Below are 583 nucleotides of genomic sequence, written 5' to 3'. Positions count from 1 at the left end.
CCATTGAATGCCCTGCTGTCGGAGCAGTTCGGGGGCGAAGGCGATGCCGGCGCCGGGCAGGCCCGCGGTTTCGGGGGTGATCGTGCCGGAGCCGCTGGCGACGAGGGAGCGTTCGACGCGGTCGAGGTCCTCGATCAGTACCGAGGTGCGCAGGCCGTCGAGCACCGTCACGATGACACGGGCTTGCTCCACCCCGACGGCTCCGTTCTGCAGGGCATCGCCAAGAACGGGGTATATGGGGGTGAGGGGGCGGCCGAGCAGCATCCGTTGGCCGGTTTTCGCGCCGAGCGCGGCACGCTGGCGCACCTCGGCGCGGGAGACCCGGGCCAGGGTGCAGACCCGCTCGACGCCGCTGCGGCAGCCGAGCCGACGCGCCAAGGTCGGCGCGGCCAAAACCACCGCCGCACCGGCGGCCGTCTGGGTCGCAGTACTCTGGCCGGCGGTAGCTCGAGCTGTGGCGCTCTTCGCGGCGGAAGCATCGAAGTACTCGGAGCGGCGGAGCACATCGGTCGTGGAGAGCACCCGGGCTCCATCGACGACTCGGCCCACGCTCTCCAAAGCCAGCAGCATAGTCAGGGATTCC

1 protein-coding gene is annotated in these 583 nt (G+C 70.7%); it reads right to left on the bottom strand.

Annotation, left to right across the window (positions count from 1 at the left end):
• The coding region (locus tag QMK31_RS17215) for a hypothetical protein (protein ID WP_283502175.1) at positions 1-583 on the bottom strand (583 nt) is incomplete at both ends.

This window comes from Cryobacterium sp. PH31-O1 (assembly GCF_030063455.1).
In the GTDB taxonomy this organism is placed as follows: Bacteria; Actinomycetota; Actinomycetes; order Actinomycetales; family Microbacteriaceae; genus Cryobacterium.
The sequence above is the reverse complement of the archived record's forward strand: the minus strand, read 5'-3'. Positions and strand labels throughout refer to the sequence as shown.